This is a genomic window from Flagellimonas allohymeniacidonis (assembly GCF_004296335.1).
In the GTDB taxonomy this organism is placed as follows: domain Bacteria; phylum Bacteroidota; class Bacteroidia; order Flavobacteriales; family Flavobacteriaceae; genus Flagellimonas; species Flagellimonas allohymeniacidonis.
Window position 1 is genome coordinate 227,256 of record NZ_SGIU01000002.1, and the last position, 14,818, is coordinate 242,073.

Sequence of the window (14,818 nt, forward strand, 5' to 3'; positions counted from 1 at the left end):
TTGCTATCTTTTGATCAGTACTACTTTTGAGTTATCTATTTTGGTAATGGTTCTTTTGAAGTTTCGATATGCGCCATAGTCAGAACTTGGATACGTTCCGGCCTTAATCAAAATTTTCCGAATCACCTTAATTTTTCCATCCTCTACCAGAAAATCGATGGCATATTCCCCGAACTTGGTTTTCAGTTCTCTTTTTTGGGGTAACGATTCTATTTTATAAGCCTCTGGAAAATCAATCTGCATGGTATCTTGGTCCATATACCCCCGTTGAATGTCAAGTGGAAATTTTCTATTACGGTATCTGGGAGGGGCACTTTGCATATTGTTGAAGGCATTTGCCACAAAAATCAATCGGTCTTGTGATTTACTGGCATACCCAATTGCGCCTACCTCCAAATTTTCTTCAAAGGTGATGGCATCTTTATCATTTTCAAACGAGAAATAATTGACTGAAAGGTTATTGATGTTACTCCAATAGTTTTTATAATGTTTCTCAATGTCCAATTTGGAACTCCCTTCGAGATAAAAATGTTGATCGTATTGTATTCCTTTGGTGATGATCTTGACCTTTCCTGATAAATTACCCTGATCATTCAATGAATAAGTACCAATGGTTTCTTGGAGATTATCTTCGTTCAAGTAAGCATCGGTAGTGGTGATTTCCCCACCTTCCGGCTTCATCAAAAGAACTTTTCTGTTGTCTGTAAAGTCGCCTAGGAAGCCAAAAGGATGTACTTGTGAGGTACAATCAACCCAATAGTACTTTTCATTATAGGGAATGGCCAAAATCACATGATTGCCTTGTGCGAAGGAAGCAGCATTTTCCTCAAAATCCACTATTTCCTTACCTGCTTGAACATGCACGTAGTAGGACTCGACCCCTACTGCTTTTAAAAGTGCCTTGGTGTAGTTAGTCAAACCTTTGCAATCTCCGTACTTCACTCGATCCACTTCAATAGCACTAATGGGTTTTAGTCCTCCAATACCCACTTGTACACTTATGTATCTGGTATTTTCTTGTACATAACTGTAGATAGCTTTGGCTTTTTCCAAGTCATCCTCAATCCCAGACACCAAATTTCCCGCCATGGTTATGGTCCCCGGGTCAAGAATATCTTGGCCGTTCAACAAATTGGTGTTCATCCAATTGCCTGCGTCTGTCCAATCATTGACAGAACCATTAAATCCCTCGTAATAGAAATTTACAGGGCACACTAACAAATTTGGAAGGATCTTATGCATTGAAGGCATCAAACTTTCTGCTTTTAGGGCCTTTAGATTTTCAGCAGAATAGGTAATACTTAAAGGAGATTCTTTTTGCGCGATTCCATAGTCCTCCAGGTTGCGCTCTAGCACTTTTGGTTTAAGGGCGGCATCAGCATAAGATATGGTATAGCTTGTTTTTTCTGTACTGACCAAAAAACCGTCAATAAAATACCACAAGGGTATCGTGCCTGTATTCTTTGTTTTAAGTTGATATGAAAAAGAGACGGTATAGGGGTATTCCGTGGGCAAATAGCCCATATATAAAACACGGGAATCAGAATAAAGAGTTCCGCCATCCACGGCGCTCACATCCAGAAAATCTTTCTTTTTTACCTTTTTTAGCAGATTGCCATTTTTGTCATAAATATTGGCATTTGCATTTTTTACTGTAACACTATTACTGTAACCGACATAGGCCTGAACCTGTTTGTTTCCTTTTTCATTCAAAACAGTGACGGTACGAACATAATCGACAAGCATTTCATCTTTGGAGAGAAGATTTACCTGCATTTGATGATTGCGGATTACTGCATTTGCAGAAATGAGCATTTCTGGATTAAAGCTTGAAAATGACAGCTCCGTATTCTGAGAAAAGGAAAAGTGTAATTGAAAAAAAAGGAATAATAGGGGAATTGCGGTTAAGCGCATTGGTTTAAGGTTCGGTTGTATTGGTTACCCCTAATTTGTCAAATTTCTTACAAACCAGAAAAAAAAATTAGACAAAATTCGCTATTCTCGGTTTTTTGTATCGATAAGTATGGTCACCGGACCATCATTTAATAGTTCTACTTTCATGTCTGCACCAAAAACTCCTGTTCCCACTTTTTTGCCCAAATCCTTTTCTTGTTGCAACACGAATCTTTTATAAAGTGGAATGGCAATATCTGGTTTGGCCGCATTGATATAGGAAGGGCGATTGCCCTTTTTGATCAGGGCGTGCAAGGTGAATTGGCTTACCACAATGATATCGCCATTTTGCTGAACGACAGATTCGTTCATGACCTTGTTTTCATCATTGAAAATACGAAGATTGACAATTTTTTTCGAAAGCCATTCAATATCTTCCTGGCCATCAGACTCCTCTATCCCCAACAAGATTAGAAGCCCATTTCCAATTTTGGAAATGATTTCCCCATCGACCTGTACACTGGCTTTGGAAACTCGCTGTATTACCGCTCTCATTTACCTTTCTCTATAAACTTCGTCTTCGCCGGTAACCATTTGAACATAACTGCGATATCTGCTCCATGAGATTTTTTCTTCCTCCAGGGCAGCTTTGATGGCACATTTAGGTTCATCCAAATGCAGACAATTATTAAACTTACATTGGGCCTTTAACTCAAAGAACTCTGGAAAATAGCCCCCAATCTCATCCTTTTCCATGTCCACTATACCAAACCCCTTTATCCCGGGGGTGTCGATAATCCGGGCGTCAAAAGAAAGGTCGTACATTTCGGCAAAGGTTGTGGTATGCAACCCCTGGAGGTGCTGCTCTGAAATTTCTGCTGTTTTAAGTTCAAGGCCCGCTTCCAGAGCATTTACCAAGGTGGACTTTCCCACTCCCGAATGACCAGAGAACATGCTAATCTTTCCAATCATGAGTTCTTTCACCTGATCCACGTTTACACCCTCTTTGGCAGCAATCTGAATGCAATGATATCCGATTTCCCGGTAAAGATCAATCAGATAATCCACCTCAACCATTTCATCCTCATCATAAACATCCATTTTGTTGAACAGCAGCACCACGGGGATATCATAGGCTTCCGCAGTGACCAAAAACCGGTCAATAAAACTGGTGAAAGTTGTAGGGTTATTAAGTGTGATAAGCAGAAATACCTGGTCTAAGTTTGCAGCAATGATGTGCGTTTGTTTGGAAAGTTTCACCGACTTACGGATGATGTAGTTTTTCCTTTCCTCAATTTCAGAAATTATGCCGACGGTTTCATCCCCAATTTTTTCCAAATCAAAAATCACATGATCCCCAACGGCAACAGGGTTGGTACTTTTGATGCCCTTTATGCGAAACTTACCCTTAATACGGCACTCGTAAAACGCTCCTTCATCGGACTTTACGGTATACCAACTCCCTGTGGATTTATAAACAGTTCCGCGCACTATTTGTTCATATTTCTTTGCAAAGAAACAATAATCCTTGTTTTTGTGCGTATATCTTTGAATACAGTATTAACAATCAACATCATCCAATTAATTATGAAAAAAATCTTTTTTACCGCACTAATCGCTTTGGCCTCGGCCTTTTCTGTTAATGCACAAGAGTTCAAGGTCATTACCAGTGTAGAATCCATTGTTCCCAATGGTCTTGGTAGATCAAGAATTGTAAACGCCCTTGAAGACAAGGACTACAGGGAGTACACCAGTGTACAAACTGAGGAAGACAACACCCGAAACAAATCCAAAAGGGGTGATATCCGAGTGAAAAACTTTGAGGAAACCAAACTTTTGAACTTCTATAACCTGGGTGGTATTCGTTTTCAGAACATTGCCGCCAATGATGCTTTGATCACTTCCATGATCAATGATATGATAGCCAACGGCTGGGAATTGGCCTTTGTTACCAGTGCTGTAGAAAGTGAAGGTGGTAAAGGTGATGGACAAGGAATTTTCATTACCCGCTATATTTTCAAAAAATAAATTTTCTTTTTCGAAGAAGAGCATTTATAAAAAAAGGCCCCAACAATTTTGTTGGGGCCTTTTTCATTCATCACGATTATTTTAATCAATAATTCTAACACGTCCTCCTACAAACGTGTTTTTGTTCACTTTCTTGGGTTGGCCATATACAGTAACATCTCCCCCAGCTTTCACGTTGATATCGATTCGGTCCGAAGCAAAAACCTCGGCTTCCCCTCCTGCGGAAATCTTTACATCAGAAGTCGATGTACGCAAGGCTCTTCCATCAAAAATTCCTCCTGTATTCAGGACAATGGATTGGGTTCGCGCCAAACCAGAAGCTTCAATAATACCTCCGGTTACCGCTCTTACATCGGCATAATCCACATCCATTCCAATATGGATTTTGGCACCTTCTTGGGCTCGGAGTTCAATTTTTCCCTGACTCACCATTTCATTGCAGGTGATCTGTGCCCCTTCATTCCCATCGATTACGAGCAAATCAGAGTAATACACTTCGATAAAGGTATCCTCGCCCCTAAATTTTTTATCCAACTGCATTCTAAGTTTCAAAACGCCGTCCTTGTTCATCCACTTAATGTCATCGACATTTCTTCCTTTGATAACAATTCGATTTTCTTCAGATTGAATAAGGTTCACTTCAATTAAATCAAAAACCTTGATTTTTTCAAAATCACCAACTTCAGTATCGATGGTGCGTTGGGCAAAAATGGCTGTTGATGACAAAGCCAAAAATAAGAGACATATTTTTTTCATCGTTGTTCGTTTTTTACTTCATAAGGATGAACCAAAGAGTCATTTGTTACACTTATCGACAAAAATTTAAGCGTTGATGATCTTCTCTTGATGATTGATGGACTCCTGGTGAATGGCTTTGAACATACGAAGTACAAACTCTTCGCTCAAACCGCGTTGCTCCCCTTCCAAAATCATGTTCCCTAAAATAGCGTTCCATCGATTGGTCTGCAATACGGCAACATTTCGTTTCTTTTTGAGCTGCCCTATTTCATCGGAAACTTTCATGCGCTTGCCCAAAGTGTCAATCAATTGATTATCGATTACATCAATCTGTGTCCTTAGGTTATTGATTTTGCTGTTGTACTCCGCCTCCTCATCGGTCTCTTTTCGTATTCTTAGATCTTGCATAATCTGTACGAGTCTTTTGGGTGTAATTTGTTGGGCCGCATCGCTCCAGGCATTATCCGGATCATAATGGGTTTCTATCATCAAACCATCAAAGTTTAAATCCAAAGCGGTTTGGGAAACATCAAAAATCATGTCCCGTTTACCCGTAATGTGACTAGGATCGTTAATCAAGGGTAAATCAGGGAACCGTGATTGTAGTTCAATGGCCAACTGCCATTCTGGAATGTTGCGATATTTTGTTTTCTCATAGGTTGAAAAACCTCTATGGATAACGCCCAGTTTTTCGATGTTTGCCGAAGCCAAGCGCTCAACAGCCCCTAGCCAAAGCGAAAGATCGGGATTGACCGGGTTTTTGACCAATACCACCTTATCGGTACCTTCAAGGGCATCGGCAATTTCTTGCACAATAAACGGGCTTACCGTGGACCGTGCCCCAATCCAAAGTAAATCGACATCATGTTCCAAGGCTAAGTCAACATGGTTCTTATTGGCCACTTCAGTAGCCGTTTTCAATCCCGTTTCTTCCTTGACCTTTTGTAACCACTTCAATCCAATAGACCCTACCCCCTCAAAATTACCAGGACGCGTTCTGGGTTTCCAAATACCGGCACGGTAATAGTTCACATCCGTATCTTTTAAATCGTGGGCTATCTTCAAAACCTGATCTTCTGTTTCAGCACTACAGGGACCGGCTATCACCAAAGGGTGTGGCAATGCCATATCGTCCAACCATTTTCGCAATTCTTTTTTGTTCTCCATGTTAAATTCTATGATTTTGTAAGTGGTATTCCTTTTAAGATTTGTTTTATTCTGTTCGTATTGTTCATTTCGTTGTACACATTCTGGTAATCATCATCGAGCAGCAGTTGTTTGAATTTTTGCAAATTTTCAATGTACTCCTCCAATGTTTCCACTACATTTTCCTTGTTCTGTTCGAAAATCGGCGTCCACATATCCGGGGAGCTCTTGGCAAGTCTCACGGTACTCTCAAAACCACTCCCTGCCATGTCAAAAATATCACGTTCATTTTTCTCCTTTTCAATTACTGTTTTTCCCAACATAAATGCGCTGATATGTGATAAATGGGATACGTAGGCAATATGCTGATCATGTGCAATTGGGTTCATGTAGCGAATCCGCATATTGAGCTTCTGAAACAGTTCCAATGCTCGTTCCTGAAGCTTGAAAGCTGTTTTTTCAACTTCGCAAATAATATTGGTCTTTCCTTCATACAAACCTTCAAAAGCGGCTGAAGGACCCGAAAACTCGGTTCCCGCAATGGGATGACAAGCCAAAAAGTTTCTTCGCTTTGGATGACTTGCAACGGTCTCGCAGATTAATTTCTTGGTGGAACCCGCATCAATGACAACGGTGTCATCACCGCAGGCATCGAGAATTGTTGGCAGCTCCCTGACCAATACATCCACAGGAATTGAAACGATAACCAGTTCAGCATCCGTGAGATTATCATAGTCCCCTTTGGCATCGACAAGATTAAGTTGTATCGCCTGTTCCAGGTGTGCTTCATTGGAGTCAATTCCAAAAATGCTGGAATCGGGCCATATTCGTTTTATGTCCTTGGCGAAGGAACCTCCAATCAATCCAATACCTATTACACCTACCTTCATATTTAAAATCTGTCGATTGCTTCCTCAATTTTTTCTTTCTTCACACAAAGCGAATATCGAATGTACCCCTCACCATTAGCACCAAAAATGGTGCCCGGCGCTATAAAAACATGTTTTTGATGCAGCACATCATCAATAAAATCTTCTGAAGATTTTACGCCATTGGGCAGCTTTGACCAAACGAACATGCCCACTGCATTAGGGTCATAAGAGCATCCCATTTTTTCTGCCAACTGAAACAGTAATTGTCTGCGTTCTGTGTAGATCTTGTCCAGGGATTCAAACCATTCCGGACCACTGTTTAAGGCTGCCACTGCTCCTTTTTGGATACCGTAGAACATGCCAGAGTCCATATTGCTTTTCACTTTCAACACTGCATTGATGTGCTCCTCATTTCCCAAAACCATACCCACACGCCAACCGGCCATATTGAAGGTTTTACTCAGGCTATTCAACTCAAGGGCATGGTCCTTCGCATTGGGAATGGATAACAAGCTTGTTGGATTTTTAGCGAGAACAAAGCTGTAGGGATTATCGTTTACAAGAAGTATCTGATGTTCTTTCGCAAAATGCACCAACTTTTCGAGTTGCTCCTTATCCGCAGTTGCTCCCGTAGGCATATGTGGGTAACTTACCCACATCAACTTCACTTTGGATAGGTCTTCCTGTGAAAGCAAATCCAAATCGGGAAACCATCCATTATCAGCCGATAGGTCATATGTCTTGGGCACAGCTCCAACCAATTTAGTGACCGCCGCGTAGGTTGGGTATCCGGGATTGGGGATCAAGGCTTCGTCACCTGGATTCAAAAATGCCATGCTGATATGCATGATTCCTTCCTTTGAACCCATTAAGGGCAAAATTTCAGTTAAAGGATTCGTTTTAACACCAAACTTCTTGTTGTAAAATTCAGAAATCGCAATTCGGAGTTCTGGAAGGCCTTGGTAGCTTTGATACTGATGGGCTCCATTATGGGCTATCGATGCCCTCAAGGTTTCCAAAACTTGGGGTGCGGGTGCCAAGTCGGGACTGCCAATTCCCATATTGATTATAGGTTTTCCGTTGGCAATCAACTCCCTTACTTCCCGCAATTTTTTTGAGAAATAATACTCCTGAACCGAATGTAATCGTTCTGCTACAATCATAACAACAATGCATTTGTGTATTCACCAAGCACCATAAAATCTTCTGACATGATTTCCAAAAGCGATTTGGCCTTTGTGAAATGGTCGTACTGATCAAAGGTCACGTCAACAAAAAAAGCATACTTCCAAGGTGTTTCAATTACAGGCAGAGATTGTATTTTAGTTAAATTCAAATTACAATCACTCATCACATTTAAAACCGTTGCCAGGCTTCCTCTCTTATGATCTGTGATAAACCGTAGTGAGGCTTTGTTGATTTCCTCTTTCGGAATCACCTTGTTCTTCTTCTTTAAGATGATGAAGCGTGTGGCATTGTTTTTTATGGTTTGGATTTCTGAGGCAATGATTTCCAAATCATATAGTTCAGCAGCCACTTTAGGGGCTATTGCACCAATATTGGTCAATTTTTCTGTTTGAATGCGTCTTGCTGTTTCAGCCGTGTCAACGTCTTCAACCAATTTAATATGGGGATATTGCTTTAAAAACTCCTTGCACTGCAACAAGGCCATGGGATGCGAACGGACCTCTTCAACATCATCAATGGTTTGCCCTTTGAGTGTCATAAGATTATGGTGGATACTTAGGTAGTGTTCACCAATAATGTGGATTTTGTTGTGATACACCAAGTTGTAGTTTGGGATAATAGACCCTGCGATGGAGTTTTCAATGGCCATAACGCCCTTATCCGCCCTACCGGTCAATAAATGGTCTATCATTTTGTCGAAAGACAAGCATTCCACCAATTCCAAATCCTGACCAAAAAAGTCCTTGGCTACCTGATGGTGGTTGCTTCCCTTGATTCCCTGTATGGCCACTTTTAGTTTCATGCAATAAAAAAGTCCCGATTTTATGTCGGGACTCTATTTACTTTTTATACTTAATGTATACTAAAACAGCCCCATACCTCTTCGGAAAAAGAAGTAAAAATAAAAACCGCTCCAGAAATACGTTTTGAACATTATTCGATAATTATGCAGCTAATATTGGCCATTCCATTGAAAAAACAAAGTTGTCTTTCGACTTTTTACCAATCCTAAAGGATTTGTTCGTTTTCGTTGTGAATTTCTAATTCAATTTGCCATTATTTTATGGATTCCCAATTTCAATTGGCGTTGGTCAAAAGCAATCTTAGTCTTACTTTTGAAGTATAGAATTCCATTTATGTCCATTACGGTAAGCAATGTCGTCAAAACCTTCGGCAAACAAAAAGCCTTGAACCAAGTTTCTTTTTCAATCAAAAAGGGGGAAATCGTGGGCTTTTTAGGTCCAAATGGCGCCGGAAAATCGACTATGATGCGCATTTTGACTTCGTATTATAAAGCAGATTCTGGAGAAGCATCGGTCAACGGATTTGATGTGGTGACTGCATCGAGGGATGTGCAAGAAAGTATAGGTTACCTTCCAGAGCACAATCCGCTGTATCTTGAAATGTATGTGCGGGAATACCTCGCATTCAATACTACAGTGTACAAAGTGCCCAAGTCCCGAATTGATGAAGTAATCAAGCAGACGGGATTGGAACCTGAATCCCATAAAAAAATTGGGCAACTATCCAAAGGATACCGTCAACGTGTTGGCCTTGCCGCTGCCTTGTTGCACAATCCTGAAGTTTTGATTTTGGATGAGCCCACTACTGGTCTTGACCCCAACCAGCTTATTGAGATAAGAAAACTAATTCGGGAAATAGGCAAGGAAAAAACCATTTTACTTTCGACACATATTATGAAGGAAGTTGAGGCGGTTTGTGATCGGGTCATTATCATCAACAAGGGGGAATTGGTGGCAGACAAAAAAATGGAGGAACTGCGAGAGGCAGAAGAGCAAATTATTGAGGTAGAGTTTGATTACCGTGTTGAGGAAGTGCTTTTAAAACAACTTCCCAATGTGTCTCAGGTAAAAAATGTGGGAGGATTTGTTTATGAAATTACTTTTAATACCTCTACGGATATGCGCCCTGCAGTATTCGATTTTGCCCATGACAACCAATTAAAAACGCTCCAACTCAGCCGTAAGAACAAAAATCTTGAAAGCCTTTTCACAGAACTGACTTCCTAAATGCCAAAATTTGGAAAAGGTTGTAAAAAGATGGGTAAAATCAGTTTTTAGAGTTTTCTAAAGCGGTAGTTTTGCTCCAAACATTGCCAATTTAATCTCTCTTGATGAAAAAAGACGCCGCAAAGCTTGAACTTTCTGAGGAAGCCATGAGAACCTACGGGTATCAAATTGTTGACGCCATCGTAGATCATCATCATACCCAGAAGGACAAACTGCCGGTAGCCTTGGGATCTCGTGAAGAGATGGATTCCATTTTCTTGGAAGAAGCCCCTGAAAGCCCCATGGATGCCAGTGAGGTACTCCAATTTGTACTGGATAAGGTAATGACCAACAGCACCCTGGTTTCCCATCCGAAAATGTATTCGTTTGTACCAGGCCCCAGTAATTATGTAAGTGTCATGGCCGATGCACTTGCCACTGGTTTCAACGTGTTTTCTGGAGGTTGGGTAACCTCGCCCTCAGCTTCTGAACTTGAGATCATCACCGTGCAATGGTTGTTGAAGATTTTTGGTTTTCCCCAGAAGAAAGGTGGAGGAATTTTTACCAGTGGGGGCTCCATGGCCAATCTAACTGCACTAGCCACCGCCAGACGAGTTAAGTGTGGGCAGAATTTTTCGAAAGCCATCATTTACCTATCCGATCAAGCGCACTCTTCCAATATCAAAGCAATTCGTGTGCTGGGGTTCAAGAAAGATCAAATTCGTATTATTCCGACAGATTTGGAGTTCAAGTTTTCCATAAACAAGCTCAAAAGCTGCATTTCCAAGGACCGTTTGGAAGGACTGCAACCCTTTTGTGTCATCGCTAGCTCGGGTACAACCAACACGGGAACGGTAGATCCCTTAAAGGAACTGGGCAAAGTTTGTAAGCAAGAGGACATATGGTTTCATATTGATGGAGCATATGGAGCTGCTGCCATTTTATCACCTAAAGGAAAGCAATTGCTTAAAGGAATCAACAAAGCCGATTCTTTGACCATTGATCCCCACAAGTGGATGTTCCAACCCTATGAAATGGGTTGCCTTTTAGTTAGAAACCACAAACATCTTAGCCATACGTTTACCGAAAAACCAGAATATTTAAGAGATATTGAGGGAAATACCTCGGAAATCAACTTTTACGACCATGGAATTCAGTTGACCCGAAGGTTTAGGGCCTTGAAGTTTTACATGTCCATCAAGACCTTCGGTCTTAGTGCTTTTAGAGAAGCCATTGGTTATGGAATAGACTTAGCAGAAAAAGTTGAAGCCATCCTGCGAAGGAGTAAGAGTTGGGAAGTTGTTTTTCCCGCAACCATGGCCATTATCAATTTTCGGTTTAATCCGATTGGGAAATCTCTGAGTGAGGAAGAGCTCGATGAAATAAACCAGTACGTTTCGGCCAAGGTGGTTGCCTCTCGAGAGGCTTTGCTGGTCACCACCATTTTGCAAGGCCAAGTTGTGTTAAGAATGTGTTTGATCAATCCGAGGACCCGATTGGAAGATGTAAAAGACACCTTGAATCTCTGTAGAAAATTTGCCAACGAGTTCTTGGAGAAGAAAAAAGTGGTCAGTTGATGCGCTCGATGTTTTCATCCACATTTTTGTTCTGAAACCTTTGTTCCTTTTTTGTGCCAAAGGAGTATTTCACCGAAAGGGCAATTTCATGGCCGTCGGCAATAAAGACCCCATCGGATTCTACTTGATCAATAGTATAGGCTTCTTCAAAATTCAATTGCCTAAAAATATCATTGAACCGAAGTGAGCAAAGCAGCTTTTTTCCAAAATTTTTGTTGATGCTTGCTTCTGCAAACAGTATTGAATTTCTTTGAAAAATCCCCTCTCTTCTTTTCGTAAGCCCCCAACCGCCCAAGGCAATTGTGGTGTCCTTGGCCACTTTAAACTGATGATTGGTATAAAAATAACCATAAGGCCTTGCCTCACCCAGTACAGACCCTTCATCCTCAATCTGATTGTAATACACACTTAAGGTAGTATTTGAGGTCCAAATGCCTTTTGACATTGGAAGATTTGCGGTTGCGTAGAAACCCGAGGCATTGTCCAAATTGACTTGGGATAAAATAGCATTTTGTGTTTCCGCATCAAAGCCAATGGTAAAATTCATGGGGAATTGGGTTTTGTAGTAGCCCACGGTCAACGATTTGGATTGCCACTGAAGATTTGCGGACAATTCATCAGTGATCTCTGGCAATAAATTGATATTCCCGGCACCCTCCAATACCGGATTAATAAATGTGGTAATTGTTGTTGTTCGCGAGAAATTGGGTCGGGTAATGCTTCTGGCATAATTGAGTGATACAGTTTTCGTACTATCGATAGTCACATTCAAGGAAGCTCTAGGAAACAATCGCGTATTCTCCCGTTCGATCAAAGGCACAGATTCATCGGTCAGTTCACTGCCCACTCGATTGTATTCCGTTCGAAGTCCTCCCGAAAAATCCATTTTGGGGGACAGTTTGCCGGAAAAGGAAACATATCCTGCGTATAGGCTTTCCTGATACCCAAAATCAAAAATGGTGGTTTGAGGGGGCTGTAGAATTTGGATATCAGAAAAAGCATTGGCACGGGCCTCGTTCCAGTTTCCTCCGAATTCCAACAAGGAGTTTTTAGAAATCCCATGTTCAAAATCAATTCTCATGGCCAAGGAGTTCAATTCAAAATCCTGGTTACGGAGCTGTTCCAATTCAAATCCTGAATTGTTACGATTGTTGCGAATATCCGTTGCAAAGTCTCTGTTAAAGGTTGAGTATTGAAGGCCAAAAAAAAAGGTAAAATCCTTTTCTATGGATTTATTAAAATTCAAGTTACCACTGAAATAACTATTTGTATTCTCGTTTCCGGTATCCGTTAAAATGGCGTCCGAGCTATCCCTTATTTGAAGTAAGGTTTCGGTTTCAATGGGAAAATCATCGGTTTGAATCCTCAACACGGAATTAAATGAGAGATAGTCACTCCCCTGGTCTGAAATGGGAAGATAAAATCCCAAGCCTGAATTGAGTTGGGTTCTGTTATTCCTAGGAATAAGGACTTCGTAATCCGAAAAAATGTCTGCAGTGGGTATGTTAAATTGAAAAGCATTGCTTTCCCAAGTTGCCAAATGGTTCAAAGCCAAATTTGCATTGATCTCAAACCCCGTTTGGACCCAACTGGCATTGGTATTTAAATAGTTGTTGAAATTCCGTTTCCAAGAAGCGGTTTCCTGCAAAGTGCCTGTCAGTCCCCTACTCATGTTACGTTTTGTTGTGATCAAAAGTACCGCTCTTCCGCTGGCTTCGTATTTGGCAGAAGGATTTTGAATGAGTTCAATTGTTTCTATGGCATCCACCGAAAGTCCTATTAGTGCTTCAAAATCTACTCTTTGGTTGTTCATGTAAATCAGAGGGTTTCCCTTTCCCAGAAGACTTAGGGATTCCCTATCAGCGGCAATCTGTATCCCTGGAAGTTTGGACAAGACTTCCAATGGGTCTGGAATGCTCGAAAACACCGGATGTTGTACATTGATTTTAATATTGCCATTGGTATTCGATACGGGGTTTTGAGTAGCAACGACCTCTACTTCCTCCAAGGCAGTTGCACTCTCTTCAAGCGCAATGTCCAGCTCCAATTCGGAATCTAAAAAAATTGAAATGACCTTTGTTTTAAACCCCAAAGCAGAAATTTGAAGGGAATAATCTTCATTGGACTCAGCCTCAATAACAAATGTCCCATTACTAACCGTGGTATAGGCCAATAGGTTTTGTTCATCAGCATCATACAACAACACATCAGCAATGGAAATGGGGTTACCATTAGGGTCAGTCACGTTTCCATGGACCTTTACACGATATTGTCCAAAAAGAACCAATGGCGCAAAAACCAAAACGAAGAAAAATGCATGGTGTTTCAAAACTTACTTTTGATTACAAAGAAATTTTGAAGTAATCCAGAAAGGAAGAAAAAAGGGTAGGATTTAAGTACTAGTACCTGTGCTTTTTTGCAAAAGCTCTCCTCTACTTGAAACATTTAGCTTCGCATAAAGGTTGGTTATATGGGTTTTTACCGTACTGATGCTGATAAAAAGCTCATTGGCGATTTGTTTGTTGGTCTTGCCTTCCAGAATTAAATTTTTGATGGTTGCTTCCTGTCGACTTAAGGCAACTGGTGCAACTACACGTTTCTTCAACCCGAATCTAAAGGCAAGTGCCACTACTCCAATCAGCACAAAAAGTAATCCGGCGTTGAGCCCCAACGACCATTTGAGTCTTTCTTCCGTTTTTAGCTTGGTCAAGTAGGCCAATTTTCGGTCCAAAAAGGCATATTCTCCAGGATCAAGGTCACTTTTCTCAAGTTCGGTCAATAGGTTAAGATAAAACTGGGGGTGTTCCCCAATATCCTTTTCCAACAAATTCTTTTGATCCAACTGCTTTACCCCAATGAGCTTGACCATCAAAATTTGAAGAGAGTCTTTTACAAACCCCTTTCTAGGTTGGCTACTTTCCTCTTCGGTGAGGTATTGTTCCATAAGTTTGGCCTCGAAAGCCTTTAATCTCTTCCATTCCTTATCGCCCACATTGGAATTGGAATATGGGGCAAAGATTTCTTCGCCTTTGGGAAAGGTCACCCTATCTTCATTGGAAGAAATAAACCTGACATCTTTAGTGATGGTGTCATTGATAATTTGCTGTATACGTTCTACGTGAAGCCTGTAAATCTTATTCCTTCCAGATAGGTATTTGCGGTCGAATTTGAAAAACCCATCTTTGCGGATATCAGCAATGGCGATGGATTTTACTTTGGTCTTATTTTCCAAACCCTCCATAGCAACTTGGCTGAGATACACCTTATTCCCCCATTGCTCTGGATTTTCGAGATTAACAAAGCCGGAAATCGCATTTTGCCCCCTAAGTACTGGACTCATCAAAAAAATTAAAAGGGTAACTATGGA

13 protein-coding genes are annotated in these 14,818 nt (G+C 40.9%); 3 read left to right on the forward strand and 10 right to left on the reverse strand.

Annotation, left to right across the window (positions count from 1 at the left end):
* Positions 1-3: 3 nt before the first annotated feature.
* The 3 genes from EW142_RS09370 to rsgA all read right to left on the reverse strand — a co-directional run bounded on the left by EW142_RS09370 (position 4) and on the right by rsgA (position 3,384).
* Positions 4-1,914 (reverse strand): DUF3857 domain-containing protein, encoded by a 1,911-nt coding sequence (locus tag EW142_RS09370; RefSeq protein ID WP_130613143.1) that lies wholly within the window; start codon positions 1,912-1,914, stop codon positions 4-6.
* An 81-nt stretch (positions 1,915-1,995) separates the two neighbouring features.
* Positions 1,996-2,448 carry a D-aminoacyl-tRNA deacylase gene (gene dtd / locus EW142_RS09375; protein WP_130613146.1) on the reverse strand — a complete coding sequence of 151 codons (453 nt, stop codon included), beginning with the start codon at positions 2,446-2,448 and terminating at the stop codon, positions 1,996-1,998.
* Positions 2,449-3,384, reverse strand: coding sequence for a ribosome small subunit-dependent GTPase A (rsgA, locus tag EW142_RS09380; protein ID WP_130613149.1), 936 nt, complete (start codon positions 3,382-3,384; stop codon positions 2,449-2,451). It lies immediately after the preceding gene.
* Between the two features lie 96 nt (positions 3,385-3,480).
* Here rsgA and EW142_RS09385 point away from each other — a divergent pair, with 96 nt between their 5' ends.
* Positions 3,481-3,921 carry a hypothetical protein gene (locus EW142_RS09385; RefSeq protein ID WP_130613152.1) on the forward strand — a complete coding sequence of 147 codons (441 nt, stop codon included), beginning with the start codon at positions 3,481-3,483 and terminating at the stop codon, positions 3,919-3,921.
* 81 nt (positions 3,922-4,002) lie between these two features.
* Here EW142_RS09385 and EW142_RS09390 read toward each other — a convergent pair whose 3' ends face one another.
* The 5 genes from EW142_RS09390 to EW142_RS09410 all read right to left on the reverse strand — a co-directional run bounded on the left by EW142_RS09390 (position 4,003) and on the right by EW142_RS09410 (position 8,667).
* Positions 4,003-4,677 carry a head GIN domain-containing protein gene (locus EW142_RS09390; protein ID WP_130613155.1) on the reverse strand — a complete coding sequence of 225 codons (675 nt, stop codon included), beginning with the start codon at positions 4,675-4,677 and terminating at the stop codon, positions 4,003-4,005.
* A 66-nt stretch (positions 4,678-4,743) separates the two neighbouring features.
* Complete coding sequence (locus EW142_RS09395) at positions 4,744-5,826, reverse strand: bifunctional 3-deoxy-7-phosphoheptulonate synthase/chorismate mutase type II (RefSeq protein WP_130613157.1); 1,083 nt, start codon at positions 5,824-5,826, stop codon at positions 4,744-4,746.
* Positions 5,827-5,834: 8 nt separating this feature from the next.
* Positions 5,835-6,695: a prephenate dehydrogenase gene (locus EW142_RS09400; RefSeq protein WP_130613160.1), complete on the reverse strand. Its 861-nt coding sequence runs from the start codon at positions 6,693-6,695 to the stop codon at positions 5,835-5,837.
* A gap of 2 nt (positions 6,696-6,697) precedes the next feature.
* A complete protein-coding gene (locus tag EW142_RS09405; protein WP_130613163.1) occupies positions 6,698-7,840 on the reverse strand; it encodes a pyridoxal phosphate-dependent aminotransferase in 1,143 nt (380 codons plus the stop codon).
* Positions 7,837-8,667 carry a prephenate dehydratase gene (locus EW142_RS09410; RefSeq protein WP_130613166.1) on the reverse strand — a complete coding sequence of 277 codons (831 nt, stop codon included), beginning with the start codon at positions 8,665-8,667 and terminating at the stop codon, positions 7,837-7,839. Before EW142_RS09410 ends, EW142_RS09405 begins: the two co-directional genes overlap by 4 nt.
* Positions 8,668-9,001: 334 nt before the next feature.
* Between EW142_RS09410 and gldA the strand changes: the two genes are divergently transcribed.
* Both gldA and EW142_RS09420 read left to right on the forward strand, forming a co-directional pair.
* Complete coding sequence (gene gldA, locus EW142_RS09415; protein WP_130613169.1) at positions 9,002-9,895, forward strand: gliding motility-associated ABC transporter ATP-binding subunit GldA; 894 nt, start codon at positions 9,002-9,004, stop codon at positions 9,893-9,895.
* Between the two features lie 104 nt (positions 9,896-9,999).
* The gene (locus EW142_RS09420; RefSeq protein ID WP_130613172.1) at positions 10,000-11,451 is read left to right on the forward strand and encodes a pyridoxal phosphate-dependent decarboxylase family protein; all 1,452 of its coding nucleotides are present in this window, start codon (positions 10,000-10,002) and stop codon (positions 11,449-11,451) included.
* Here EW142_RS09420 and EW142_RS09425 read toward each other — a convergent pair.
* Both EW142_RS09425 and EW142_RS16960 read right to left on the reverse strand, forming a co-directional pair.
* Positions 11,444-13,780: an outer membrane beta-barrel family protein gene (locus EW142_RS09425; protein ID WP_130613175.1), complete on the reverse strand. Its 2,337-nt coding sequence runs from the start codon at positions 13,778-13,780 to the stop codon at positions 11,444-11,446. The genes EW142_RS09420 and EW142_RS09425 overlap by 8 nt on opposite strands.
* A gap of 63 nt (positions 13,781-13,843) precedes the next feature.
* Positions 13,844-14,791 carry a helix-turn-helix transcriptional regulator gene (locus tag EW142_RS16960; RefSeq protein ID WP_313790911.1) on the reverse strand — a complete coding sequence of 316 codons (948 nt, stop codon included), beginning with the start codon at positions 14,789-14,791 and terminating at the stop codon, positions 13,844-13,846.
* Between the last annotated feature and the right edge of the window lie 27 nt (positions 14,792-14,818).